Here is a 21,879-nt window from a genome sequence, read left to right as displayed (position 1 = left end):
CATCCGGCTGCGTACGCGTGTGGTGTCACGGCGTGCGCTGCGCCACCCAGTTCGCGACCAGATCGGCGGCCAGGGACCGGGTGTCGTCCGGCTCCTGGAGGTAGTGGTCGGACTTGACGGTTTCGAGGCGCTTGTCCGGAGCGGCGAGATGGCGGAACAACGCGTCCGCGTCGCTGTCGTACACGCAGGCGTCGGCGGTGGCGTGCACCACGAGGGACGGCACGGTGATCCTGGCCAGGTGCGGGGCGGCGATGCACTGCGAGGTGCGCAGGCTCCACATCGACAGCCACGTACGCAGCGTGGAGAGCGTTCCGATGCCGAACATGCCGTAGTTGGCGCGGGCGGGCTCGCCCAGATAGCACCAGTTGGGGCGGCGGTCCGACGGCTCGATGGCCGGGTCGATCATCCGCAGGTCGGCCCAGGTGCGGTGGAGTTGGAAGAGCTGGTCGCGGGCGCGCGTGCCACGCAGCGCGTCGAGCCGTTCGAGTGCCCAGTCGGTGATCCGCTCGTTGCGGGCCCGCTGCGCCGCCCGGTAGCGCCGCTGGAACTCCTCGTCGTACGGGGCCGGATTGCGCGGGCCGAAGGGGTCGAGGTCCGGGTCGACGGAGAGGGCGTCGGTCTCGTCCGTGACCGAGGGGTCCATCCAGTTCGTGAGCACCTCGGGCCGTCCGGAGTGCGCGGCGAGGGCCACGAACAGGTCGCCCTCGTCGAGGTGTTGGATGGCCTCCACTGGGCGGGCGCCCGCCGTGGGAAGCACGTTCGGCTCGACCGCCTGCGACTGGTAGGCCGCCATCAGGGAGCCGCCGCCGGAGTTGCCGAGCAGGACGACACGCTCGACGCCGGCGACCTCCTTCAGCCAGCGCACCCCGACGCCGATCTCCGCCAGCGCGTGGTCGAGAAGGAAGTACGGCTCGTTCCCTCGGAAGCGGGTGTTCCAGCCGAGAAAGCCGTAGCCGCGCTCGGCGAGATACGAGGCCAAGTAGTGCTCGGAGAAGTCCACGTTGTAGTGGGTGGCGATGAACGCGGTGGTCGGCCGGTGTCCCTTGGGGCGGTGGTAGATGCCCTGACAGGGGTGGCCTCCCGCCCCTGCGCGCCCCACCAGCGGCGATGCCAACCCGACGAATTCCCTGGTGATTTCCTGCACTGCGCTGCCTCCTCTGACGAGAACGGCTGACAAGAACGGCTGATGCGTCGGCACCCTAGCGCAGTTCTGAATCTGAGTTTAGATTCAGAACAGGATTCACCGGTCGACGACAGGGAGGTCCGGCCCATGACATGGCGGAACCCGAAGTACGAGTTGGGCGGGGTCAACCATCTCGCCCTGGTGTGCGCGGACATGGAGCGCACGGTGGACTTCTACACACGAGTCCTCGGCATGCGCCTGATCAAGACGATCGAGTTCCCCGGCGGCGCCGGGCAGCACTTCTTCTTCGACATGGGCGGCGGCAACGCGCTGGCGTTCTTCTGGTTCGCCGACGCGCCCGACGCGGTGCCGGGGGTGTCCCGGCCGGTGACCGTGCCGGGCATCGGCGAGTGGACCTCGGCGGTCGGCACCATGAACCACGTCGCGATCAACGTCCCCGAGGAGCGGTTCCTGGAGTACCGCGCCAAGCTCAAGGAGGACGGCGTCCGGGTCAGCCCGGTCATCGACCACGACGACAGCGAGGACGGGTACGCCGAGAAGCTGCACGACGGCGTCTTCGTGCGGTCCTTCTACTTCCAGGATCCGGACGGCATCCTGCTCGAATTCGCCTGCTGGCGCCGGGAGATGGGTGCACCCGGCGATGTCGCCCACACGCCGATGACCGCGGCCGACCGGGTCACCCCGGCCACCCCGGCCACCCCGGCCACCGCCGGCTGACCCGGTGCCGGCCTGGCAGCACGTACTGGACTGGCGCGCCGCGCACGACGCCGACCGGGTCGCGCTCAGCGACGACCGGGGCCGTGAACTCGGTTACGCGGAGCTGGCGGACGCGGTGGAGCGCGAGGCGGCGCGCCTGGCGGCGGCCGGGGTGGCGCCGGGGGACGTGGTCCCGCTGCTCGCGCACAACAGGGTCGAGTGGGCGGTCACGCTCTTCGGCCTGCTCCGCGCGGGGGCGCTGCCCGCACCGGTGAACTGGCGGCTCGCGGCACCTGAAGTGGCCGTGCTGCTCGATGTGATGAAGCCGCGTCATGTCGTAGCGGACAAGGCGGGTTCCCAACTCATGGGCGACGTGGACGGGTTCGGCGGCGTAGTTCTCCCGCTGGCACTGGACACTCCGGCCGGGTCGACGGCCCCCGTACGTCCCCACGAACGCATGCTGACCTCCGCCCCCTGCGCGCTGCTGCACACCAGCGGCACGACAGGGCGGCCCAAACTCGTACCGGTCACACACGAGATGCTGACCTCGGCGGCCACCTTCATGTCCCTGGAGGTGCCGGAGGCCGTGCCGGGCGCCCGCCACCTGAGCGCCCTGCCGCTGTTCCATGTCGCGGGGCTCGTCAATCTGGGCTACGCCCTGTTCACCGGCGGCCATCTGCATCTGCTGGACGGCTTCGTGGCGTCCCGGTTCGTGGACGAACTGTCCGCCCGCCGTGTCCAACTCACCCAGCTCGTACCGACGTTGGTGGACGCGGTGACGGCGGAGGTGGCCTCGCGCGCGACACCGCCCGACCTGTCCGCCCTGGTCGAGGTGGTGTACGGAGCGTCGGCCATCCGGCCCGAGGTACTGGAGCGGGCCGTCACCACGCTGGGCTGCCGGTTCCGGCAGGCATACGCGAGCACCGAGACGGGACCGCTGCCGATCAGCTCGCTGGCGCCCGCCGACCACGACGTGTCCCGCGGGCGCCTCGCCACGGCGGGCCGCCCCTCCCTGGGCTGGGAGATACGGCTCGGCGAGCACGACGAGGTCCAGGTGCGCGGGGCGGCCCCCTTCCCCGGCTACTGGAACGATCCGGACGCCACCCGCCAGGTGCTCACCGCCGACGGCTTCTACCGCACCGGGGACATCGGGGCGATCGACGACGAGGGCTACCTCACGCTCGTCGACCGGCTCAAGGACATGATCGTGTCCGGCGGCGAGAACGTGTACCCGGCGGAGGTTGAGGCGGTGCTCGCGGCGCATCCCGCGGTCCGCGAGGTCGCGGTCATCGGCGTTCCGCATCCGCGCTGGGGCGAGACGGTGCACGCGGTGGTCGTTCCCGACGACGGGGAGGGCGGGTTCGCGCCCGAGCCGTTCCTCGCCTGGGCGCGGGAACGGCTGGCCCACTTCAAGACGCCGACCGGAATCACGGTCGCCGCACACCTCCCGCGCAACGCCACGGGCAAGGTGCTGAAGGGGCCGTTGCGGGAGCCGTTCTGGGCGGGGCACGCTCGCCGGGTGTCATGACCGCGGGTTCGGGGTCGGCGGGGCCCGCTGAGACCGGTACCTGCCCGGAAAAGTGTCGCAGTTATACGTACAACTGCGACACTTTTCCGGGCAAGTACCCCACCAGCGCCCCCGGGCGCACCCCACGCTGCGGGTCGGCGCCGATCACCGACCGGATAGCATCGCGACGGCGAGAGGGGGAGGCAGCAGCATGCGCAGACACACCGTCAGGCCCGCGCGCAAGGCGACGACCACGGCCCGGCCGGGTGCCGAGCGCGCGACGAAGGCGACCCGGAAGGGGCGGGAGACGGACGAGGCGTTCCGCGCCGCGGCCCGGACCGTGTTCGCCAGGGACGGCTATCTCAACTCCCGGATCAGCGACATCGCGGCCGAGGCCGGCAAGTCGGTGGCGTCGTTCTACAACTACTACGACACCAAGGCCGACCTGCTGGCGGCGCTCGCCGAGGACTTCCACCACGAGGCCTCCGAGCTCACGAAGCGCCCCTACCGCGCGGGCCTCGCACCCCAGGAGGCGCTGCGCGAGGCGGTGGGCGCGTTCTGGCACACGTACCGCAGGCACCGCGGTGAACTCGTCGGGGTGTTCCAGGCGTCGATGCTGGAGGAGGAGTTCCGCGACCGGTGGCTGGCGATCCGCGCCGAGGGCACCGGGATGATCGCGGCCGAGATCCGGCGGGCGCAGCAGGACGGGTACTGCCCCGGGTCCGACCCCCAACTGACGGCGTCGGCCCTTTCGGCCATGCTGGAGCACTCCTGCTACATCTGGATGGAGCACGGCGACAGCGGGACCGCGGCGGACGAGGAGCGCGCCATCGACGCGCTCGCCACGATCTGGGTCAAGTCCATCTACTGGCGGCCGTGAGGCGGCCCCTTCAGCCGCGCACCACCCCGATGAGTTCGCTGACGGTGCGCACCATCGCCTCGCGCGCCACCCCGAGGTACTTGCGCGAGTCGACCGCTTCCGGGTGGGCGGTGAGGAACTCGCGGATGGCCGTGGTCATCGCGATGTTCAGAGCCGTGCCCACGTTGACCTTGGCGATCCCGCCGCGGACGGCCGCCGCCAGCTCGTCGTCGGGCACGCCGGACGAGCCGTGCAGCACCAGCGGCACGTCGAGGCCGCCGGCGAGCCTTTTCAGCAGGTCGTGGTCGAGGGACGCCGTGCGGGTGGTCATGGCGTGCGAGGAGCCGACCGCGACGGCGAGCGCGTCCACGCCCGTGCCGGTGACGTAGGCGCGGGCCTCGCCGGGGTCGGTGCGGGCGCCGGGCGCGTGCGCGTCCAGCGGCGCCGCCCCGTCCTTGCCACCGACCTGGCCCAACTCCGCCTCCACCCACAGCCCGTTGGCATGGCCCCAGTCCGCGGCGGCGCGGGTCGTGGCGAGGTTCTCGTCGTAGGGCAGGCGCGCGGCGTCGTACATCACCGAACCGAACCCGGCGTCGGCGGCCTGCCGAAGGAGCTCGTCGCTCTGTACGTGGTCCAGGTGCAGGCCCACGTCGACGCGCGCGCCCTCGGCCGCCGCGACCGCGGCGCGGGCCAGCGGCAGGAGGCGGCCGTAGCGGTAGCGGACGGCGTTCTCGCTGATCTGGAGGATGACGGGGGCGTCTGCCGCTTCGGCGCCCGCGACGACCGCCTCGATGTGTTCGAGGGTGATCACGTTGAACGCGGCCACGGCGCCGTGCCGGGCCGCCGCCGCGCCGACGAGGGTCCCTGTTGCTGCGAGGGGCACTGCCCCTCCCTTCTCAAGTCCTGGACCGGGCAGGTCAGTTGGCGTCGAGGATCACCGAGCGAGTGAGGTGGCGCGGGCGGTCCGGGTCCAGCTCCCTGCGCGCCGCGACGGCGACCGCGAGGCGCTGGGCGCGGACCAGTTCGGCCAGCGGGTCGAGACGGCCCTCGATCCAGAGCCCGCCGGTCGCGGCGACCTGCTCGGCAAGGCCCTCGGGCGCCTCGCCGAGCATCCACGTCGCGGTGCCGGAGGTGGTGATGCTGATGGGTCCGTGGCGGTACTCCATCGCCGGGTACGCCTCGGTCCACGACAGGGACGCCTCGCGCATCTTCAGCGCCGCCTCGTTCGCGAGGCCGACCGTCCAGCCGCGGCCGAGGAAGGTGAACTGCTCGCAGTCCACGAGGCCTTCGGGCAGCGGCTCCGCGAGCGCCGTGCGCGCGTCGGCGACCGCCTGCTCGGGGTGCAGGCCCAGGTGCGCGCGGAGCAGCGTGAGGGCGGTGGTGGCGAAGCGGGTCTGGACGACCGACTGTTCGTCGGCGAAGTCGAGGACGACCAGGTCGTCCGCGGCGTCCGCGATCGGGGTGGCCGGGTCGCCGGTGATCGCCGTGGTGCGGGCCCTGCCCCGGTGGGCGGCGAGGAGGTCGAGGACCTCGGTGGTGGTGCCGGACCGGGTCAGCGCGATCACGTGGTCGTAGGACCGGCCGGCCGGGAACTCCGACGCCGCGAACGCGTCGGTCTCGCCGTGGCCCGCCTGCTCGCGCAGCGCGGCGGCGGCCTGTGCCATGAACCACGAGGTGCCGCAGCCGACGATGGCGACCCGGTCCCCCGCGGCGGGCAGCGCCGCCTTGTGCCGGGTGGCGAGCCCCGCGGCCCGCGTCCAGCACTCCGGCTGGCTGTTCAGTTCGTTCTCGACGTGGCTTTCCTTGTGGACGTTGCTCATGCCGTGCCCCCACTCCGCGGTTGGTCACGCCTCTGGGGGCGCGCTCACTGATTGCGTGTTCCTGCAAGATATAGCCAGCTTTCGCGCACAATCAAGCATTAGTGCGCATGCCAGTTAAGGTCGTGCCACCGAACCGAACGAGGAGTTGGAGCCGCCGATGTCCCGCGACGCCCGCTGGAAGTCACTCCTGGAACTGCTCGTCGAGCGCGGGCGCCTGGATGTGGAGGACGCGGCGAGCGAGCTCGGCGTCTCGGCCGCGACCATCCGCCGCGACTTCGACGGGCTCGCCGAGCAGCAGATGCTGGTGCGCACCCGCGGCGGCGCCGTCGTGCACGGCGTCAGCTACGAACTCCCGCTGCGCTACAAGTCGGCGCTCGGCGCCGCCGAGAAGCAGCGCATCGCCAAGGCCGTCGCCGAACTCCTCACCCCGGGCGAGGCGGTCGGCCTCACCGGCGGCACGACGACGACGGAGGTGGCGCGGGCGCTCGCCGCCCGGCCCGACTTCGCCTCCGGGACGCCCGCCCTGACGATCGTCACGAACGCGCTCAATATCGCCAACGAACTCGCGGTGCGGCCCCAGTTCAAGATCGTGCTCACCGGCGGGGTCGCGCGCCCGCAGTCGTACGAGTTGATCGGCCCGCTCGCCGACGGCGTGCTCGGCCAGGTCACACTGGACACGGCGGTGCTCGGCGTCGTCGGCCTCGACGTCACGCACGGCGCGTCCGCGCACGACGAGGCGGAGGCGGCGATCAACCGGATGCTGTGCGAGCGGGCGGAGCGCGTGGTGGTCGCGGCCGACTCCAGCAAGTTGGGACACCGGGCATTCGCGCGGATCTGCGACGTGGCACAGGTGGACATCCTCGTCACGGACACGGCGGCGGACGCGGCGACGCTGGGGCGGTTCGAGGAGGCGGGGGTGCGGGTGCTCACCGTGTGACCTACACACATCTGCGGACAACCCCCTTGTTCGGCCACGGAGTCCCGCTCTAACCTGACTTTGTGCCGCTACTAAACAAACTCGGGTCCGTCAGCGCCGACGACCCCCGCGCCGCGTCCCTGGCCCGGCTGCGCCTGGCCATCACCGCGTTCTTCGCGCTCGACGGCTTCGTCTTCGCCGGCTGGGTGGTGCGCATCCCCGCCGTCAAGGAGCAGACCGGGGCGTCCGCGAGCGGCCTCGGCCTCGCGCTGCTCGGCGTCTCGGCCGGCGCCGTCATCACGATGATGCTGACCGGGCGGCTTTGCCGGCGCTTCGGCTCGCACGCGGTGACCGTCGCGTGCGGGGTGCTGCTCCCGCTGACCGTGATCCTGCCGCCGCTCACGCACTCACCCCTCACGCTCGGCCTCGTCCTGCTGGCGTTCGGGGCGGCGTACGGCGGCATCAACGTGGCGATGAACAGCGCCGCCGTCGATCTGGTCGGCGCCCTCGGCAGGCCGATCATGCCCAGCTTCCACGCCGCGTTCAGCCTCGGCGGCATGGTCGGCTCGGGCCTCGGCGGACTGGTCGCGGCGCACCTGACACCCACCAAGCACCTGATGGCGATCGCCGCGATCGGCCTGGTCGTCACGGCGTGCGCCGCCCCGACGCTGCTGCGCCACTCGGCGCCGGGCTCCGTGGACCGCAGGCCCGAGAACGAGCACGAACACGCGACCTCGCCCGACAACACCCGCGACCGGACGCGCCCCCGCATCGACAGCCGCACCCGCCTCCTCGTCCTGGTCTTCGGCCTCATCGCGCTCTGCACGGCGTACGGCGAAGGGGCGCTTGCCGACTGGAGCGCGCTGCACATGGAGCAGGATCTGCACGCCCACCCCGGCATCGCGGCGGCCAGCTACTCCTGCTTCGCGTTCGCCATGACGATCGGCCGGCTCACCGGCACGGCCCTGCTCGAACGGCTCGGCAGGACCCGCACGCTGGTGGCCGGCGGCCTGACCGGCGCGTTCGGCATGCTGCTCGGCTCGCTGGCGCCCACGGTGTGGCTCGCACTCCTCGGCTTCGCGATCACCGGGATCGGCCTCGCGAACCTCTTCCCCGTCGCGATCGAACGAGCCGGGGCGCTCGCCGGGCCCACGGGCGTCGCGGCCGCGTCCACGCTCGGCTACGGCGGCATGCTGCTCGGCCCGCCCGCGATCGGCTTCATGGCGGACTGGTTCTCACTGTCCGCGGCGCTGACGAGCGTGGCGCTGCTGGCCGCCGTCGCGGCCACGATCGGCTTCGCCACGCGCCGGGTGGCGACCACGTGACCGCATGACCACTTGACGTGTGATCAATCGACTTGCGCACGCGGGCACTTCGGGCGGCAGACTCTGCGTATGCAGATTGCCGAACACATTCGAATCGTGGACGACGAGGGCCAATTGCTGGCCACGGCGGCCGAGGAGGCGGGCGTCGACGCCAAGGTGTCGACGTGCCCCGGCTGGCAGGTGCGGGATCTTCTACGTCACCAGGGGGCGGTCCACCGCTGGGCGACCTCGTACGTGGCGGAGGGCCTCCAGGAGCGCCGCCCCTTGGAGGACCGCTCCGACCTGGACGGCGCCGAGCTGCTCGCCTGGTACCGCGAGGGCCACCGCCGACTTGTCGACACTCTCACGAACGCACGGCCCGATGTGGACTGCTGGGCCTTCCTCCCGGCCCCCTCGCCGCTGGCGTTCTGGGCCCGCCGTCAGGCGCACGAGACGGCGGTGCACCGCGTGGACGCGGAGTCGGCCCTGAACCGGGCCACGCACGGGGAACCCGACCCGATCACCCCGGAGTTCGCGGTCGACGGCATCGACGAGCTGCTCACCGGATTCCACGCCCGGGGGCGCAGCCGGGTCCGCTCGGACGTGCCCCGGACCCTGCGCGTTCGGGCCACCGACGCCGGCACGGACGCCGTGTGGACGGTGCGCATCACGCAGGATCCCCCGGCCGCCGAGCGCGGCGCCCCGGGCGAGGCGGAGTGCGAACTGTCCGGCCCCGCGGCGCGCTTGTACCTGGCACTGTGGAACCGACTGCCGTTCCCCGAGGTGACCGGGGACCGAACGCTCGCGGCGTTCTGGCGGGAGCGCTCGGGGGTCTGACAGTGCGCCGGGGTTGCCGGTCTCAGCCCAGCCACCCCGGCCGTACAAGACCCGACTCGTAGGCGAGGACGACCAGTTGGGCGCGGTCGCGGGCGCCCAGTTTAACCATCGTGCGGCTCACATGGGTCTTCGCGGTGAGCGGGCTGACGACGAGGCGGCGGGCGATCTCCTCGTTGGACAGGCCGATGCCGACGAGCGCCATCACCTCCCGCTCCCGCTCGGTCAGTTCGGTGAGCGGGGCCACGCCCCCGGGCTCCTTCGAGCGCGCCGCGAACTCGGCGATCAGGCGCCGGGTGACGCCCGGCGAAAGCAGCGCGTCACCGTGCACCACGGCCCGTACGGCGCGCAGCAGTTCCTCCGGCTCGGTGTCCTTGACCAGGAACCCGGAGGCCCCGGAGCGGATCGCCTCGAAGACGTACTCGTCGAGTTCGAAGGTGGTGAGCATGACCACCTTCACCGCCTCCAGGTCCGTGTCCTCGCCGATCCGGCGGGTCGCCGCGAGGCCGTCGAGCAGCGGCATGCGGATGTCCATGAGCACGACGTCGGGGCGCAGTTCGCGCACCAGGCGCACCGCCTCCTCGCCGTCCGCCGCCTCGCCCGCGACCTCGATGTCGCTCTGCGCGTCGAGCAGCGCCCTGAACCCGGCGCGGACGAGCGACTGGTCATCGGCGAGCAGTACGCGAATCAAGGCGATGCCTCCCGGTTCGGGGTGGTGAGCGGGAGCCGTCCGACGACGCGGAAGCCTCCGTCGGCGCGCGGGCCCGCCTCGATCGTGCCACCGAGCGCGGCGGCGCGCTCGCGCATTCCGGCGAGCCCGTTGCCGCTGCCGCCCGCGTCGGCGTGGGTCGCGGGCCCGTCGTCGTCGACGGTGAGCGTGATCGCGCCGTCCCCGTACGACAGTTGTACGCGCGCGTGGCGCGACCCCGAGTGCCGTACGACGTTGGTGAGCGCTTCCTGCACGATGCGGAACGCGGCGAGGTCCGCGCCCGGCGGCAGCGCGGCCCGCGGCCCGTCGGTGGTGACGTCGACGGTGAGCCCGGCGCCCGCCGCCTGGTCGACGAGTTCCGGGAGGCGGTCGAGGCCGGGCGCCGGGGCGCGGGGCGCCTCGCCGGGGGCCCGGAGGGTGTCGAGGACCTGCCGCACCTCGCCCAGCGCCTCCTTGCTCGCGCTCTTGATGGTGGTCAGCGCGGTGCGTGCCTGCTCCGGGTCGGTGTCGAGCAGGGCGAGCCCGACCCCCGCCTGCACGTTGATCACGGAGATGGAGTGCGCGAGCACGTCGTGCAGCTCGCGGGCGATGCGCAGGCGTTCCTCGTCGGCGCGGCGCCTGGCCGCCTTCTCCCGCTCCACGCGCGCGTGCTCCCACTGTTCGCGCCGCACCCGCGCCAGTTCGGCGATCGCCATCACCGCGAGCACCCAGGCCGCGACGATGCCCTCCTCGCCCCAGCCGGCGGGCCCGTCGCCGGCCGGCGGCAGATACGCGTACAGCCAGTGCCCGATGAGCAGATGCCCCGCCCAGAGCACCCCGGCGGCCGCCCACGCCGCCCACCGGCGCCCCGCCACGATCGCGGAGAAGCACGCGATGGCCACGAGCAGGAACACCGGCCCGTACGGATACCCGGCACCCAGGTACACGGTCACGCACGCCGCCGTCCCGAACGCGACGAGCACGGGGTGCCGCTGCCGCCACAGCAGCAGGGCTCCCCCGGCCAGCATCAGCAGCCGCGCGAACACGTCCAGATCCGCGCGCTCGCCCGCCTGCCCGTGCGCGGCGAAGTTCGTCCCCACGAGGACGAACGCGGTGACGAGCAGCGTGGACCGCCACGGCCACCGCCCGTCGCCTTCGGCGGACCCGCGCCCCCAACGGGCACGCAGCCACGGTGGCCCGCCCCACTGCCGGGGCGGACCACCGTCACGTACGCGCTGCTCGTCCATGCCGCCACGCTAAGCGCCGGGGCGGCGTCGGGCGTCCGCCGTGCGAGGTGATCACGCGTACTTCCCGGGGAGTACGGCTACGCGGTGAGCCCGACGTCCCTGGCGAGCCGCGACACGGTATGGGCGAAGAAGGCCGAGCGGTCCTCGACGACTCGGTTGAACTGGCCGAACAGCTCGAAACCGACGAGCCCGAAGAGCTGCGCCCACGAGGCGACCAGCGCGGCCACCACCTCCGGCGGCAGGTCCGGCGCGAGGTCGGCGGCCATGCGCTCGGCCTCGGCCCGCACCGCGTCGGAGAGTGGGGGCGGTGTCACGCCGCCGCCCTGGTGCGCGTCGCGGACGATCCCGATGAGCAGCTGCCCGACGCGCGCGGCGGCCCGGACCGTGCTGTCCGGAGCCGTGTATCCGGGCACGGGGGACCCGTAGATGAGGGCGTACTCGTGCGGGTACGTCAGGGCCCAGTCCCGCACCGCCCCGCACACGGCGCTCCAGCGCTCAGTGGCCGACGACGTCCGGACGAAGCCGACATCGGCATGCTCGGCGGCCTCGCCGAGGGCGTCGTACGCGTCGATGATGAGCGCGGTCAGCAGGTCGTCACGGCTGGGGAAGTAGCGGTACAGGGCCGAGGAGACCATGCCGAGCTCGCGGGCCACGGCGCGCAGCGAGAGCTTGGCCGCGCCGTCGACCGCGAGCTGTCTGCGCGCCTCGTCCTTGATGGCGGCGGTGACCTCCTGCCGGGCTCGGGCGCGGGCTCCTTGGGCGGCACTTGGGGTTCGTGGGGGTGTGCTGCGGCTCGTACTCATGGTTCGAGTGTTCCACGGATACGGAGCGGTGCACACATTGCGGTGCGCCGCTCAAAAAAGAGAGCACTGCTCTTGCTTTGGATCACCGAACCGGTACACACTGCTCTCAAGCGAGAGCACCGCTCACACTTTCCTGGAGGACCTCATGTCCGCGTCCGTACACGTTCAGAAGCCCGGCTGGTTCACCGTGAATGTCATGAACCGGGCCGTGGCGTGGATGACCCGCCGAGGCCTCAGTGTCTGGGGATCCCGTGTCCTCGCCGTCCGGGGCCGCAAGAGCGGCGAGTGGCGCACCACCCCGGTCAACCTCATGACCGTGGACGGCTCGCAGTACCTCGTGGCCCCGCGCGGCCACGTCCAGTGGACCCACAACATGCGGGCCGCGGGCGGCGGGGAACTGCGCCTGGGCAAGCGGGCCGACGCCTTCACCGCGGTCGAGGTCACGGACGACGACAAGCCCGCCCTGCTGCGCGCCTACCTCAAGCGCTGGAAGGCGGAGGTCGGGGTGTTCTTCAACGGGGTGGGGCCCGACTCCCCCGAAGCCGAACTGCGCCGGATCGCGCCGGACCACCCCGTCTTCCGCATCACGTTCAAGTGACCTTCAGCGGTCGAGACGCGACAGCGCCCGCCCCGCCATCGGATGCGTACGCACGAGCTCGCCCAGGGAGGACGAGCCCCGCGTGATCCTCGCGAACGCGTTCCACGCGGGGCGCAGCGAGGTGAGCGCCGCGTGCAGCAGTCCCGGCTTGCGCTCGAAGACCGCCAACATGCTCTTGCCGACGGCCATTTCGACGCCGAGCCCGGCCTTGACGGCGAACGCGTAGTTCAGCGCCTGGCGCCGCGCGTCCACCGCGTCGTGCGCCTCGGCGACGCGCACCGCCCACTCCCCCGCGAGCCGCCCCGAGCGCAGCGCGAACGAGATGCCCTCCCGGGTCCACGGCTCCAGGAGTCCCGCCGCGTCTCCGCACACCAGGACGCGGCCGCGCGAGAGCGGCGAGTCGTCGGCACGGCAGCGCGTCAGATGCCCGGACGAGATCGACGGCTCGAAGCCGGCGAGCCCGAGCCGCGCGATGAAGTCCTCCAAGTAGCGCTTGGTGGCGGCCCCTTCGCCCTTCGCCGAGATCACGCCCACGGTGAGCGTGTCGCCCTTCGGGAACACCCACCCGTAACTGCCGGGAATCGGCCCCCAGTCGATGAGGACCCGCCCCTGCCAGTCCTCTGCGACGCTCCGCGGAACGGGGATCTCCGCCTCAAGACCCAGGTCGACCTGGTCCATCTCCACGCCGACGTGCGCCCCGATCCGGCTCGCGCTGCCGTCGGCGCCGACCACGGCCCGCGCCAGGATCGTCCCGCCGTCCTGCAGCCCGACCGCGACGGTGCGCCGGTCGGGCACGGCGCTGCCGTGCTGCTCGACGCTGGTCACCGTGACACCGGTGCGCAGTTCGGCGCCCGCCTTCTGGGCGTGCTCGACGAGCTGGGCGTCGAACTCGGGCCGGTTGATGAGCCCGAACAGCATCGTCTTGGAGCGCCTGGTGCGGGTGTACCTGCCGTTCAAGGAGAACGTCACCGCGTTGATCCGGTCCTTGAACGGCAGCGCGAAGCCGGGCGGCAGCGCGTCCCGCGAAGGGCCGATGATGCCGCCGCCGCACGTCTTGTAGCGGGGCAGTTCGGCCTTCTCCAGGAGCAGCACCCGACGCCCCGCGCTCGCGGCCGCGTACGCGGCGGAGGCCCCGGCCGGTCCCGCGCCCACGACGACGACGTCCCACACACTCCCGGAGGGCCCGTCGTCGCCCGTCTCGTTGCCGTCCGTGCCGTCCGTCGCCGGATTCTCGCTGCTCACGATGGTCTGCTGCTCCCGTTTCGGCCATCTTGGAATGCCTGCCGCACCTGTCCCAGGCATCCTACGGCGGGCAGTGCGTCAGCCCCCTGTGGGAGGATCTTCCGCACACCCTGCACAACGTCGCACCTACGAGGAGCGTGCCCATGTCGCCGCATCCGATCGCCGAGACCGTCGCCTCGCTCATGCCGAGGGCCAAGGCGGAGCTGACCGAACTGGTCGCCTTCAAGTCGGTGGCGGACTTCGAGCAGTACCCGAAGAGCGAGAGCGAGGGCGCCGCCAACTGGGTCGCCGACGCACTGCGCACCGAGGGATTCCAGGACGTCGCGCTGCTCGACACCCCGGACGGCACGCAGTCGGTGTACGGATTCCTGCCCGGCCCCGCGGGCGCGCCCACGGTGCTGCTGTACGCGCACTACGACGTGCAGCCGACGCTGGACGAAGCGGCGTGGGTGACGCCCCCCTTCGAGCTGACGGAGCGCGCGGACGGCCGCTGGTACGGGCGCGGCTCGGCCGACTGCAAGGGCGGCGTGCTCCTGCACCTGCTGGCGATCCGCGCGCTGAAGGCGAACGGCGGGGTCCCGGTCAACGTCAAGGTGATCGCCGAGGGTTCGGAGGAACAGGGCACGGGCGGCCTGGAGCGCTACGCTGAGCAGCACCCCGAACTGCTCACCGCCGACACGATCGTCATCGGCGACGCGGGCAACTTCCGCGTCGGCCTGCCCACCGCGACGGCGACCCTGCGCGGCATGACGCTGGTCCGCGTCCAGGTCGACACCCTCGAAGGCAACCTGCACTCGGGCCAGTTCGGCGGCGCCGCCCCGGACGCGCTGGCCGCCCTGGTCCGCGTCCTGGACTCGCTGCGCGCCGAGGACGGCTCGACGACGATCGACGGCCTGGACTCCGCCGAGTCCTGGGACGGCCTGCAGTACGACGAGGAGGCGTTCCGGGGGGACGCGAAGGTGCTCGAAGGGGTCGGCCTGATCGGCTCCGGCACGATCGCGGACCGCATCTGGGCGCGCCCCGCCGTCACCGTCCTCGGCATCGACAGCCCGCCGGTCGTCGGCGCGACGCCGTCCGTGCAGGCGGGCGCCCGCGCGCTGATCAGCCTGCGCGTCCCGCCGGGCACCGACGCCTCCGAGGCCACGAAGCTCCTCATGGCGCACATCGAGGCGCACACCCCGTGGGGCGCCCGGGTACAGGTCGAACAGGTCGGCCAGGGCCAGCCGTTCCGCGCGAACACCGCGAGCCCCGCGTACGCCGCGATGGCCGACGCCATGCGGCAGGCGTACGACGGCCAGGAGATGCAGTACGCGGGCCAGGGCGGCTCGATCCCGCTGTGCAACACGCTCGCCTCGCTCTACCCGGAGGCGGAGATCCTCCTCATCGGCCTGAGCGAGCCGGAGGCCCGGATCCACGCGGTCAACGAGTCGGTGTCCCCCGAGGAACTGGAGCGCCTCTCGGTGGCGGAGGCCCTGTTCCTGCGGAAGTACGCGGCCGCCAACTGACCTCGCGCCACCCGTCTCTGCCCTGAGCCAAGTCGTACGCGGCTCGGGGCACGGGGCTCGTACGGTCGCGGCATGGCTGCCTCCGACACGTACCCGATCACCGAGACCATCGACGTCACTCCCCGGCTCCGACTGCTGCGGTTCGCCGTCGGCCAGGCGTATCTCTGGCGCGACGGCGCCGAGTTGACGCTCATCGACGCGGGCGCGGTCGGCGCCGCACACCCCATCGCCGAGGCCGTACGCGCATGGGGGCACGAACCCGGCGACGTACGGCGGATCGTGCTCACGCACTTCCACGAAGATCACGCGGGCGGGGCCGGGGAGTTCGCGCGGCTGAGCGGGGCCGAGGTGCTGGCGCACCGGCTCGACGCCCCGTATGTGCGTGGCGAGGCGACGGGTCCCGAGCCGGTCCACGAGGACTGGGAACGCCCGATCCACGCGCAGGCCAAATCGCTGCTCCCGCCACCTCCCGCCGACCCTGTGCTCCCTTACTGCGTAAGGGAGTTGGACGACGGTGACGTGCTCGACTTCGGCGACGGGGCGCACGTGGTCGCGGCGCCGGGGCACACCGAGGGGTCCCTCGCGATCCACCTCCCGCACCACGGCGTGCTGTTCACCGGCGACGCGATCGCGGCATCACCGCTGGACGGCCAGGTGATGCTCGGCGTGTTCAACCTGGACAAGGAGCGGGCGATCGCCTCCTACCGGCGGCTCGCCGCACTCGACAGCGAGGTGGCCTGCTTCGGGCACGGCGACCCGGTGGTCGGCGGGGCGGGCGCGGCACTGCGGGCGGCGGTGGCGCAGGCTCACCCCACCGGCACTCCGGCCTCCAGGTAGTGGGCGGCGCCGCGTTCGCGCGCCCTGAGGGCCCAGCGCAGCCGCTCGAAGCGTACGGGCGGGAGCAGTACGGACGCCTCGCTCTCCGTCACGAAGCGCCATGCGCGCAACTCCGGTCCCGGCAGCAGCACTTCGCTCGCCCGCGAGCCCGAGAGCCGGCCGCCGTCGAAGAGGAGGCGCAGGCCGCCGTAGGCGGGCGGCACGGGCGCCTCCCAGTCGACGACCAACAGCCGCGGCACGTCGTCGAGTTGTATCCCGGTCTCCTCCGCCACCTCGCGCACTCCCGCGCGCGCGGGCGCCTCGCCCGCCTCGACGACACCGCCGGGAAACTCCCAGCCCGGCTTGTACGTGGGGTCGACGAGCAGCACCCGGTCCTCGTCGTCGAAGAGCAGCACTCCCGCGGCGACCGTCTCGGCGGTCGGCTCGGGTGTCTGCACGATGTCGCAGGACGGCGCGTCCCCGGTGCGCAGGGCGGCGGCGATCCGGACGGCGGTCTCGTACGGGGACAGGACGCCGGTGTCGACGGGGTAGGCGTCGGCGGCGAGCCAGCCGGCGAGCGCGGCCCGGTATGGCTCGATGTCGGCGGGGGCCTCACCCGCGGGGTCACGGGCGCGCAGGATCGTTTCCCCAGGAGCAAGAAGCACATGGCACACAGGAATCCGCCGGGCCGCGAGCCCACCGAAGACCTCGTCGCGATACTCCTGGCGCAGCAGCCCCATCGGCACCACCAGCACGCCCCCGAGTTCGGCGAGGAGCGCCGCGGCGGTGTCGACGACGAGGCGCCGCCAGATCGGCAGGTCCTGATAGGCGCTCACCTCGGCGAGCCGCTTCGCGGGCAGCAGCCGCTCCAGCTCGCCGTCGATCGCCTCGGGCTCGAAGAGTGTGCAGTCGGGGATCAGGTCGATCAACTCCCGCGCCGCGGTGGTCTTCCCCGCGCGGGACGCCCCGTTGATCCAGACGATCACGGTTCCCCCTCATTCATCGGCCCCCTGTGGCTTGCCCGCAACACCCTGCCACGGAAACCAGCCGCTGATGAGGGGGTCGATGTATATGCCAGCGACCCCACGGCCCGCCCGGGTCCGCTCCGGGGCCCGCCGTACGGAGAGCCCGCCCACCGCCCAGGGAAGTCGCGGCAAGCGGGCTTTCCGTACCAGGCGGTCGCACGCCATGACACCGCCCGCGCGCTCCGGGAATCGGGGGGAACCCCGGAGACGCACGCGGGAGACCCGAGGGCCGTATGACGCCCACCGCTGCCCGACGGTCGACGAACGGCCCCGATCATGACCTCCCGCGCGTTCTTCGAGCCAGTCAAGCGCGCCCCGGCGATGGGCGACACCGTGTGTGCGCGTCCGGTGACGGTGCGGAGTTCACACGGGGTGTGAAGCGAACACACAGGTAGCGTCCATAGTGGAACAGCACTGGACGTCAAGCGATTTCGGGGATATTCACCCCTTCAAGTGATGTAAGCCGCTTGGGAATCGTTACGCCACCACGGCGAGGGAACCCTCCGGCTAGCGTGATCGCCCAGGCACCCCGGACCCCGGTGACCTCGTTCCGCCCGCCCGGCGTCAGATTCGAATCCGGCCGGGCTCGTGACCCGGGGGGCCAGATGCTACAGACCGGACAACAGGACTGCGCTTTCGGCGTTTTCGGAGCCATCGACATCACGTCCGCGCCCGAGGACGACACCCCCGCGCCCCGCCTGCGCATCGTCGGGGACTGCGTCGTGGTCGAACTCTCCGGCGAGGTCGACATCCTGACGTTCCACCGGATGTCCCCGCTCCTCAACTCGGTGGCCGCGGGGCCCTACCGCGTGATGGTCGTCGACCTGACCGGCACCACGTTCTTCGACTGCTCTGGCCTCAGACTCCTGGAGCGCGCCGCACACAGGGCCGCCCAGCACGACGGCCGCGTGACCGTGGTCTGCCGCCACCGCCTCACCCTCCGCCTCATCGCACTGGGCGGCCTGACCGGGCTGCTGGCGCCGGCCTGGACGGTGGGCGAGGCGGTGCGCCGGGACCGGTAACCGCCGAAGGGTCGCACCGCGGCAGGCCCACCGGCACCTCAAACCGCCTGCCGGCGCACCCCGTTCACGCCCGGACCCACGCGCAGCGCCGCTGCCGCCGCGCCCACGAGCCCGGCGTCCGTGCCCATCGACGCCGGGGCCACCGTGAGCCCCTGCACGAAGGACAGCGTGGCGTAGTCCCGCAGCGCGCGACGCAGGGGCGTGAACAGGACGTCGCCCGCCTTCGCCACGCCACCGCCGATCACCGCGATGTCGATCTCGACGAGCGTCGCCGTCGCCGCGATGCCGGCCGCGAGCGCCTGCGCCGCGCGCTCGAAGGAGGCGATCGCCACCGGGTCACCGGCGCGGGCCGCACGGGCCACCGCGGCGGCGGTGGCGTCGCCGTCGGCCCCCGGCCGCCAGCCCTCCGCGAGGGCGCGGCGGGCGATGTTGGGGCCGCTGGCGATGCGCTCGACGCAGCCGCGCGCGCCGCACGGGCAGGGGTCGCCGTCGAGGTCGACGCTGATGTGGCCGATGTGCCCGGCGTTGCCCGTCGGCCCCGGGTGCAGCTCGCCGCCCAGGATCAGGCCGCCGCCGACACCGGTCGACACGACCATGCCCAGCGCGTTGTCGTGGCCCTGGGCCGCGCCCTGCCAGTGCTCGGCGGCCGTGATCGCCACGCCGTCGCCGATCAGTTCGACGGGCAGCTCGCCGGTCACCGCGCGCACCCGGTCGACCAGCGGAAACCCGCGCCAGCCCGGCACGTTGACCGGACTGACCGTGCCCCGCGAACGATCCACGGGCCCGGCGCTGCCGATACCCACGGCGCGCACCCGGGGCCACGGCGCGGAGGCCGTCAGCTCACCGAGCACCTCCTCCACGGCGCCCATCACCGTCTCGCCGTCCTCCTGCGCGAGGGTCGGTCGCTGCGCCCGCAGAAGGAGGCGGCCCCGGTCGTCCACAAGGGCACCGGCGATCTTGGTGCCGCCGATGTCGAGCGCGGCGACGAGGTCCATGTGCATCAGTGTCAGTTCCCCCGGAACGGCAGGTCGGATGGGCGGCTGCGAGTCGGCAACCGATCAGTGATGGACAGTCTCTCCCGCATCTGACAACGTTGTCCAGGCCCTATGCTCGACGCCACACGCCGGGACGACAGGACAGGACAGCGCACAGTGGACCGTACCGCCCGCCGTACCGAGAACCGCTACGGCAACCGACCGACCATGAAGGACGTCGCCGCGCGGGCCGGGGTCGGCCTGAAGACGGTCTCCCGCGTCGTCAACGCGGAGCCGGGTGTCACCGAGGACACCGAGCGCCGCGTACAGGAGGCGATCGCCGCGCTCGGCTTCCGGCGCAATGACAGTGCACGCGTCCTGCGCAAGGGACGTACGGCGAGCATCGGGCTCGTCCTGGAGGATCTGGCCGACCCGTTCTACGGACCGCTCAGCCGCGCCGTGGAGGAGGTCGCGCGGGCGCACGGGGCGCTGCTGATCAACGGGTCGAGCGCCGAGGACCCGGAGCGGGAGCAGGAGTTGGTGCTCGCGCTGTGCGCGCGGCGCGTGGACGGGCTCGTCGTGATCCCCGCGGGCGTCGACCACCAGTACCTGGAGCCGGAGATCGCGGCCGGTGTCGCGACCGTCTTCGTGGACCGGCCCGCCGGGAAGATCGACGCGGACGTGGTGCTGTCCGACAACTTCGGCGGCGCGCGCGGCGGCGTCGCCCACCTGATCGCCCAGGGCCACCGCCGCATCGGCTTCATCGGCGACCAACCCCGCATCCACACGGCGGTCGAGCGCGTGCGCGGGTACCGGGCGGCCATGGAGGACGCCGGGCTCGCCGTCGACGACCGGTGGGTGTCGCTCGGTGCCACCGAACCCGAGCGGGTGCGGCGCGCGGCCGAGGACATGCTCACGGGCCCCGATCCGGTCACGGCGATCTTCTCGGGCAACAACCGCGTGACCGTCACCGTGATCCGCGTCCTGGCCGAACGGGAGCGGCCCGTCGCCCTCGTGGGCTTCGACGACATCGAGCTGGGCGACCTGCTGAAGCCGGGCGTGACGGTGGTGTCCCAGGACGCGGCACAGCTGGGCCGCACGGCGGCGGACCGCCTCTTCCTGCAACTGGACGGGGCGGCGCTGCCACCCGAGCGGATAGAGCTGACGACCCGCCTGATCCAGCGCGGCTCGGGGGAGATCCCGCCTTCGAGCCCCTGAGGCGTTTGAGCGGCGGGGTCCGGTTCCCGCCGCGGACGCGAACGCACCGCTGCCCTCCCCCGGCCGTCCCCGGGGAAGGGCAGCGACGAACCGTGGCGCCCTACTCGGCCGTGGCGGTCAGGTCACCGCGGCGCGGGGCCGAGTAACCCTCCAGGTCGGCGCGGGTGAGGCCGGAGCGGCGGGCGACCTCGGCGACGTCGAGCGCGCCGCAGTCGAGGCCGCGCAGCAGGTAGCCGGCGAGGGCCTTCGCGGTGGCGGGCTCGTCGGCGATGTCGCCCTCGGCCTGGCTCGCGTAGGCGGACAGGCGCGCGGCGGCGGCCTCGAAGCCCTCGCGGTAGAAGGCGAAGACGGCGGCGTAGCGCGTCGGGATGTGGCCCGGGTGCATGTCCCAGCCCTGGTAGTAGGCGCGGGCGAGGGCGCGCCGGGTGAGGCCGAAGTGCAGGCGCCAGGCGTCGTGGACCTTGGCGGTGGAACCGACGGGCAGCACGTTCGTCGAGCCGTCCGAGACGCGGACCCCGGTGCCGGCGGCGGCGACCTGCATGACCGCCTTCGCGTAGTCGGCGGCCGGGTGGTCGCTGGCCTGGTACGCGGCGGAGACGCCGAGGCAGGCGCTGTAGTCGAAGGTGCCGTAGTGGAGGCCGGTCGCGCGGCCCTCCGCCGCCTCGATCATGCGGGCCACCGTGGCGGTGCCGTCGCTGCCGAGGATGGACTGGCTGGTCTCGATCTGGATCTCGAAGCCGATCCGGCCTGCCTCAAGACCGTGCTGCTTCTCGAACGCCTCCAGGAGCCGCACCATGGCGGTGACCTGCTCCGGGTACGTCACCTTCGGGAGGGTGAGCACGAGGCCCTCGGGCAGCCCGCCGTGCTCCATGAGGCCGGTGAGGAAGATGTCGAGGGTGCGGATGGCGCGGTCGCGGACCGCCTCCTCCATGCACTTCATGCGGATGCCCATGTACGGGGCGGCGGTCCCGTTGGCGTACGCCTCGGCGATGACGCGGGCGGCGCGGGCGGCGGTCTCGTCCTCGTCGGCGTCGGAGGCGGGCCGGTAGCCGTCCTCGAAGTCGACCCGCAGGTCCTCCACCGGCTCGCGCTCCAGCTTCGCGCGTACGCGGGTGTAGACCGGTTCGGCGAGCTCCTCGCTCAGGCCGAGGACGGCGGCGAAGGAGGCGGCGTCCGGGGCGTGCTCGTCGAGCTGCGCGAGCGCCTTGTCGCCCCAGGTGCGAATGGTCTCGGCGTTGAAGGCATCACCGGGGACGTAGACCGTGTGGACGGGCTGACGGGTGCCGGGGTCTCCCGGGTAGCGGCGGGCGAGCTCCGCGTCGACCGGGGTGAGTGAGGCGCTGATGCCCTCGCTGACCGCGCCTGCGAGGCTCGTCGACACCTTCTCCTGCTGACCCATTCGTGCACTCTCCATATGCTCGATGTTTCCACTTCACGGAATCAACAATCCGTATAGCGAAGTTAACCGTCGGCGTGATCGGCGTCAATGGGCCATTTTCGTCGTCCCGCAGGTCGTCCCGGCACGCGGACGGGGCCGCGCGGTGCGAACACCACGCGGCCCCGTCGACATCGGAACTGTCTCAGCCCTTGCGGGTCTTGACCTCTTCGGTCAGGGCGGGGACGACGTCGAAGAGGTCGCCGACGACGCCGTAGTCGACGAG

21 protein-coding genes are annotated in these 21,879 nt (G+C 72.4%); 11 read left to right on the top strand and 10 right to left on the bottom strand.

Annotated features, from left to right (window positions below; genetic code table 11):
• Positions 1-25: 25 nt before the first annotated feature.
• Positions 26-1,144 carry an alpha/beta hydrolase gene (locus OKJ99_RS32930; RefSeq protein ID WP_326021721.1) on the bottom strand — a complete coding sequence of 373 codons (1,119 nt, stop codon included), beginning with the start codon at positions 1,142-1,144 and terminating at the stop codon, positions 26-28.
• Between the two features lie 126 nt (positions 1,145-1,270).
• Between OKJ99_RS32930 and OKJ99_RS32925 the strand changes: the two genes are divergently transcribed.
• The 3 genes from OKJ99_RS32925 (at position 1,271) to OKJ99_RS32915 (ending at position 4,227) form a co-directional block, all read left to right on the top strand.
• A complete protein-coding gene (locus tag OKJ99_RS32925) occupies positions 1,271-1,861 on the top strand; it encodes a VOC family protein (RefSeq protein WP_326021719.1) in 591 nt (196 codons plus the stop codon).
• A gap of 4 nt (positions 1,862-1,865) precedes the next feature.
• The gene (locus tag OKJ99_RS32920; RefSeq protein WP_326021717.1) at positions 1,866-3,368 is read left to right on the top strand and encodes a class I adenylate-forming enzyme family protein; all 1,503 of its coding nucleotides are present in this window, start codon (positions 1,866-1,868) and stop codon (positions 3,366-3,368) included.
• Positions 3,369-3,558: 190 nt separating this feature from the next.
• On the top strand, positions 3,559-4,227 hold the full coding sequence (locus tag OKJ99_RS32915; RefSeq protein ID WP_326021715.1) for a TetR/AcrR family transcriptional regulator: 669 nt from the start codon (positions 3,559-3,561) through the stop codon (positions 4,225-4,227).
• A gap of 10 nt (positions 4,228-4,237) precedes the next feature.
• Here OKJ99_RS32915 and OKJ99_RS32910 read toward each other — a convergent pair whose 3' ends face one another.
• Positions 4,238-5,089 (bottom strand): class II fructose-bisphosphate aldolase, encoded by an 852-nt coding sequence (locus OKJ99_RS32910; protein WP_326021713.1) that lies wholly within the window; start codon positions 5,087-5,089, stop codon positions 4,238-4,240.
• A 34-nt stretch (positions 5,090-5,123) separates the two neighbouring features.
• Positions 5,124-6,026, bottom strand: coding sequence for an SIS domain-containing protein (locus OKJ99_RS32905; protein ID WP_326021712.1), 903 nt, complete (start codon positions 6,024-6,026; stop codon positions 5,124-5,126).
• 157 nt (positions 6,027-6,183) lie between these two features.
• Between OKJ99_RS32905 and OKJ99_RS32900 the strand changes: the two genes are divergently transcribed.
• The 3 genes from OKJ99_RS32900 (at position 6,184) to OKJ99_RS32890 (ending at position 9,083) form a co-directional block, all read left to right on the top strand.
• Positions 6,184-6,963 carry a DeoR/GlpR family DNA-binding transcription regulator gene (locus tag OKJ99_RS32900; RefSeq protein ID WP_326021711.1) on the top strand — a complete coding sequence of 260 codons (780 nt, stop codon included), beginning with the start codon at positions 6,184-6,186 and terminating at the stop codon, positions 6,961-6,963.
• A gap of 62 nt (positions 6,964-7,025) precedes the next feature.
• Positions 7,026-8,267, top strand: coding sequence for an MFS transporter (locus tag OKJ99_RS32895; RefSeq protein WP_407700814.1), 1,242 nt, complete (start codon positions 7,026-7,028; stop codon positions 8,265-8,267).
• Between the two features lie 69 nt (positions 8,268-8,336).
• A complete protein-coding gene (locus OKJ99_RS32890; RefSeq protein ID WP_326021710.1) occupies positions 8,337-9,083 on the top strand; it encodes a maleylpyruvate isomerase family mycothiol-dependent enzyme in 747 nt (248 codons plus the stop codon).
• Between the two features lie 22 nt (positions 9,084-9,105).
• On the opposite strand, the gene OKJ99_RS32885 is transcribed toward OKJ99_RS32890, so the two are convergent.
• The 3 genes from OKJ99_RS32885 to OKJ99_RS32875 form a co-directional block, all read right to left on the bottom strand.
• A complete protein-coding gene (locus tag OKJ99_RS32885) occupies positions 9,106-9,771 on the bottom strand; it encodes a response regulator transcription factor (protein WP_326021709.1) in 666 nt (221 codons plus the stop codon).
• On the bottom strand, positions 9,768-11,015 hold the full coding sequence (locus tag OKJ99_RS32880; RefSeq protein WP_326021708.1) for a sensor histidine kinase: 1,248 nt from the start codon (positions 11,013-11,015) through the stop codon (positions 9,768-9,770). The genes OKJ99_RS32885 and OKJ99_RS32880 overlap by 4 nt, the downstream gene beginning before the upstream one ends.
• A 77-nt stretch (positions 11,016-11,092) precedes the next feature.
• Positions 11,093-11,818, bottom strand: coding sequence for a TetR/AcrR family transcriptional regulator (locus OKJ99_RS32875; protein ID WP_326021707.1), 726 nt, complete (start codon positions 11,816-11,818; stop codon positions 11,093-11,095).
• A 145-nt stretch (positions 11,819-11,963) separates the two neighbouring features.
• Here OKJ99_RS32875 and OKJ99_RS32870 point away from each other — a divergent pair, with 145 nt between their 5' ends.
• Positions 11,964-12,416, top strand: coding sequence for a nitroreductase family deazaflavin-dependent oxidoreductase (locus tag OKJ99_RS32870; RefSeq protein WP_326021705.1), 453 nt, complete (start codon positions 11,964-11,966; stop codon positions 12,414-12,416).
• Positions 12,417-12,419: 3 nt separating this feature from the next.
• Here OKJ99_RS32870 and OKJ99_RS32865 read toward each other — a convergent pair whose 3' ends face one another.
• A complete protein-coding gene (locus OKJ99_RS32865; RefSeq protein WP_326021703.1) occupies positions 12,420-13,718 on the bottom strand; it encodes a geranylgeranyl reductase family protein in 1,299 nt (432 codons plus the stop codon).
• 83 nt (positions 13,719-13,801) lie between these two features.
• Here OKJ99_RS32865 and OKJ99_RS32860 point away from each other — a divergent pair, with 83 nt between their 5' ends.
• A complete protein-coding gene (locus OKJ99_RS32860) occupies positions 13,802-15,163 on the top strand; it encodes a dipeptidase (protein ID WP_326021702.1) in 1,362 nt (453 codons plus the stop codon).
• A 72-nt stretch (positions 15,164-15,235) separates the two neighbouring features.
• Complete coding sequence (locus tag OKJ99_RS32855) at positions 15,236-16,000, top strand: MBL fold metallo-hydrolase (RefSeq protein WP_326021701.1); 765 nt, start codon at positions 15,236-15,238, stop codon at positions 15,998-16,000.
• On the opposite strand, the gene OKJ99_RS32850 is transcribed toward OKJ99_RS32855, so the two are convergent.
• Positions 15,970-16,965: an NUDIX domain-containing protein gene (locus OKJ99_RS32850; RefSeq protein ID WP_326021700.1), complete on the bottom strand. Its 996-nt coding sequence runs from the start codon at positions 16,963-16,965 to the stop codon at positions 15,970-15,972. The two genes, OKJ99_RS32855 and OKJ99_RS32850, sit on opposite strands and share 31 nt — an antisense overlap.
• Before the next feature lie 644 nt (positions 16,966-17,609).
• Here OKJ99_RS32850 and OKJ99_RS32845 point away from each other — a divergent pair.
• Complete coding sequence (locus tag OKJ99_RS32845; protein WP_326021699.1) at positions 17,610-18,026, top strand: anti-sigma factor antagonist; 417 nt, start codon at positions 17,610-17,612, stop codon at positions 18,024-18,026.
• Positions 18,027-18,064: 38 nt separating this feature from the next.
• Here the strand turns inward: OKJ99_RS32845 and OKJ99_RS32840 are convergent, their stop codons facing one another.
• Entirely contained in the window at positions 18,065-19,027 is a 963-nt protein-coding gene (locus tag OKJ99_RS32840) for an ROK family protein (protein ID WP_326021698.1), read from the bottom strand.
• Between the two features lie 150 nt (positions 19,028-19,177).
• On the opposite strand from OKJ99_RS32840, the gene OKJ99_RS32835 reads away from it, so the two are divergent.
• A complete protein-coding gene (locus OKJ99_RS32835; RefSeq protein ID WP_407700813.1) occupies positions 19,178-20,218 on the top strand; it encodes a LacI family DNA-binding transcriptional regulator in 1,041 nt (346 codons plus the stop codon).
• 100 nt (positions 20,219-20,318) lie between these two features.
• Here OKJ99_RS32835 and OKJ99_RS32830 read toward each other — a convergent pair whose 3' ends face one another.
• Positions 20,319-21,617: a DUF6986 family protein gene (locus OKJ99_RS32830; RefSeq protein WP_326022007.1), complete on the bottom strand. Its 1,299-nt coding sequence runs from the start codon at positions 21,615-21,617 to the stop codon at positions 20,319-20,321.
• Between the last annotated feature and the right edge of the window lie 262 nt (positions 21,618-21,879).

Origin of the sequence: Streptomyces endophyticus (assembly GCF_035798155.1) — a bacterium.
Classification (GTDB): Bacteria; Actinomycetota; Actinomycetes; order Streptomycetales; family Streptomycetaceae; genus Streptomyces; species Streptomyces endophyticus.
The sequence above is the reverse complement of the archived record's forward strand: the minus strand, read 5'-3'. Positions and strand labels throughout refer to the sequence as shown.

What these genes read in the sequence shown, in the direction of transcription:
- OKJ99_RS32925 (WP_326021719.1), top strand. Translation starts at nt 1,271, where the DNA reads ATGACATGGCGGAACCCGAAGTACGAGTTGGGCGGGGTCAACCATCTC.
- OKJ99_RS32915 (WP_326021715.1), top strand. Translation starts at nt 3,559, where the DNA reads ATGCGCAGACACACCGTCAGGCCCGCGCGCAAGGCGACGACCACGGCC.
- OKJ99_RS32905 (WP_326021712.1), bottom strand. Translation starts at nt 6,026, where the DNA reads ATGAGCAACGTCCACAAGGAAAGCCACGTCGAGAACGAACTGAACAGC.
- OKJ99_RS32900 (WP_326021711.1), top strand. Translation starts at nt 6,184, where the DNA reads ATGTCCCGCGACGCCCGCTGGAAGTCACTCCTGGAACTGCTCGTCGAG.
- OKJ99_RS32890 (WP_326021710.1), top strand. Translation starts at nt 8,337, where the DNA reads ATGCAGATTGCCGAACACATTCGAATCGTGGACGACGAGGGCCAATTG.
- OKJ99_RS32880 (WP_326021708.1), bottom strand. Translation starts at nt 11,015, where the DNA reads ATGGACGAGCAGCGCGTACGTGACGGTGGTCCGCCCCGGCAGTGGGGC.
- OKJ99_RS32875 (WP_326021707.1), bottom strand. Translation starts at nt 11,818, where the DNA reads ATGAGTACGAGCCGCAGCACACCCCCACGAACCCCAAGTGCCGCCCAA.
- OKJ99_RS32870 (WP_326021705.1), top strand. Translation starts at nt 11,964, where the DNA reads ATGTCCGCGTCCGTACACGTTCAGAAGCCCGGCTGGTTCACCGTGAAT.
- OKJ99_RS32865 (WP_326021703.1), bottom strand. Translation starts at nt 13,718, where the DNA reads ATGCCTGGGACAGGTGCGGCAGGCATTCCAAGATGGCCGAAACGGGAG.
- OKJ99_RS32860 (WP_326021702.1), top strand. Translation starts at nt 13,802, where the DNA reads ATGTCGCCGCATCCGATCGCCGAGACCGTCGCCTCGCTCATGCCGAGG.
- OKJ99_RS32855 (WP_326021701.1), top strand. Translation starts at nt 15,236, where the DNA reads ATGGCTGCCTCCGACACGTACCCGATCACCGAGACCATCGACGTCACT.
- OKJ99_RS32845 (WP_326021699.1), top strand. Translation starts at nt 17,610, where the DNA reads ATGCTACAGACCGGACAACAGGACTGCGCTTTCGGCGTTTTCGGAGCC.
- OKJ99_RS32840 (WP_326021698.1), bottom strand. Translation starts at nt 19,027, where the DNA reads ATGCACATGGACCTCGTCGCCGCGCTCGACATCGGCGGCACCAAGATC.
- OKJ99_RS32830 (WP_326022007.1), bottom strand. Translation starts at nt 21,617, where the DNA reads ATGGGTCAGCAGGAGAAGGTGTCGACGAGCCTCGCAGGCGCGGTCAGC.